We start from the raw sequence: 2,500 nt of genomic DNA on the forward strand, positions 1-2,500 counted from the left end.
GATACATAGCCGACCTGAGAGGGTGATCGGCCACACTGGGACTGAGACACGGCCCAGACTCCTACGGGAGGCAGCAGTAGGGAATCTTCGGCAATGGACGGAAGTCTGACCGAGCAACGCCGCGTGAGTGAAGAAGGTTTTCGGATCGTAAAGCTCTGTTGTAAGAGAAGAACGAGTGTGAGAGTGGAAAGTTCACACTGTGACGGTATCTTACCAGAAAGGGACGGCTAACTACGTGCCAGCAGCCGCGGTAATACGTAGGTCCCGAGCGTTGTCCGGATTTATTGGGCGTAAAGCGAGCGCAGGCGGTTAGATAAGTCTGAAGTTAAAGGCTGTGGCTTAACCATAGTACGCTTTGGAAACTGTTTAACTTGAGTGCAAGAGGGGAGAGTGGAATTCCATGTGTAGCGGTGAAATGCGTAGATATATGGAGGAACACCGGTGGCGAAAGCGGCTCTCTGGCTTGTAACTGACGCTGAGGCTCGAAAGCGTGGGGAGCAAACAGGATTAGATACCCTGGTAGTCCACGCCGTAAACGATGAGTGCTAGGTGTTAGACCCTTTCCGGGGTTTAGTGCCGTAGCTAACGCATTAAGCACTCCGCCTGGGGAGTACGACCGCAAGGTTGAAACTCAAAGGAATTGACGGGGGCCCGCACAAGCGGTGGAGCATGTGGTTTAATTCGAAGCAACGCGAAGAACCTTACCAGGTCTTGACATCCCTCTGACCGCTCTAGAGATAGAGTTTTCCTTCGGGACAGAGGTGACAGGTGGTGCATGGTTGTCGTCAGCTCGTGTCGTGAGATGTTGGGTTAAGTCCCGCAACGAGCGCAACCCCTATTGTTAGTTGCCATCATTCAGTTGGGCACTCTAGCGAGACTGCCGGTAATAAACCGGAGGAAGGTGGGGATGACGTCAAATCATCATGCCCCTTATGACCTGGGCTACACACGTGCTACAATGGCTGGTACAACGAGTCGCAAGCCGGTGACGGCAAGCTAATCTCTTAAAGCCAGTCTCAGTTCGGATTGTAGGCTGCAACTCGCCTACATGAAGTCGGAATCGCTAGTAATCGCGGATCAGCACGCCGCGGTGAATACGTTCCCGGGCCTTGTACACACCGCCCGTCACACCACGAGAGTTTGTAACACCCGAAGTCGGTGAGGTAACCGTAAGGAGCCAGCCGCCTAAGGTGGGATAGATGATTGGGGTGAAGTCGTAACAAGGTAGCCGTATCGGAAGGTGCGGCTGGATCACCTCCTTTCTAAGGATAAGGAACTGCACATTGGTCTTGTTTAGTCTTGAGAGGTCTTGTGGGGCCTTAGCTCAGCTGGGAGAGCGCCTGCTTTGCACGCAGGAGGTCAGCGGTTCGATCCCGCTAGGCTCCATTGGTGAGAGATCACCAAGTAATGCACATTGAAAATTGAATATCTATATCAAATAGTAACAAGAAAATAAACCGAAAACGCTGTAGTATTAATAAGAGTTTATGACTGAAAGGTCAGAAAATAAGGTTAAGTTAATAAGGGCGCACGGTGGATGCCTTGGCACTAGGAGCCGAAGAAGGACGTGACAAACGACGATATGCCTTGGGTAGCTGTAAGTAAGCGATGATCCAGGGATTTCCGAATGGGGGAACCCAACAGGTACTACCTGTTACCCGCATCTGTTAAGGATGTGAGGAGGAAGACGCAGTGAACTGAAACATCTAAGTAGCTGCAGGAAGAGAAAGCAAAAGCGATTGCCTTAGTAGCGGCGAGCGAAACGGCAGGAGGGCAAACCGAAGAGTTTACTCTTCGGGGTTGTAGGACTGCAATGTGGACTCAAAGATTATAGAAGAATGATTTGGGAAGATCAGCCAAAGAGAGTAATAGCCTCGTATTTAAAATAGTCTTTGTACCTAGCAGTATCCTGAGTACGGCGGGACACGAGAAATCCCGTCGGAATCTGGGAGGACCATCTCCCAACCCTAAATACTCCCTAGTGACCGATAGTGAACCAGTACCGTGAGGGAAAGGTGAAAAGCACCCCGGGAGGGGAGTGAAATAGAACCTGAAACCGTGTGCCTACAACAAGTTCGAGCCCGTTAATGGGTGAGAGCGTGCCTTTTGTAGAATGAACCGGCGAGTTACGTTATGATGCGAGGTTAAGTTGAAGAGACGGAGCCGTAGGGAAACCGAGTCTGAATAGGGCGAATTAGTATCATGACGTAGACCCGAAACCATGTGACCTACCCATGAGCAGGTTGAAGGTGCGGTAAGACGCACTGGAGGACCGAACCAGGGCACGTTGAAAAGTGCTTGGATGACTTGTGGGTAGCGGAGAAATTCCAAACGAACTTGGAGATAGCTGGTTCTCTCCGAAATAGCTTTAGGGCTAGCGTCGACATTAGAGATTCTTGGAGGTAGAGCACTGTTTGGGTGAGGGGTCCATCCCGGATTACCAATCTCAGATAAACTCCGAATGCCAATGAATTATGGTCGGCAGTCAGACTGCGAGTGC

1 tRNA gene and 2 rRNA genes (1 of these 3 cut by a window edge) are annotated in these 2,500 nt (G+C 50.9%); all 3 read left to right on the forward strand.

Features of this window, described 5'->3' with window-relative positions:
• Nucleotides 1-1,262 (forward strand): 16S ribosomal RNA (locus HT730_RS08950); the annotation flags it as partial.
• Between the two features lie 51 nt (nucleotides 1,263-1,313).
• A tRNA-Ala gene (locus tag HT730_RS08955) sits at nucleotides 1,314-1,386 on the forward strand.
• Nucleotides 1,387-1,510: 124 nt separating this feature from the next.
• Nucleotides 1,511-2,500, forward strand: a 23S ribosomal RNA gene (locus HT730_RS08960) (it continues 1,912 nt past the right edge of the window).

The organism is Streptococcus sp. k-628 (assembly GCF_013277475.1).
Taxonomy (GTDB): Bacteria; Bacillota; Bacilli; order Lactobacillales; family Streptococcaceae; genus Streptococcus.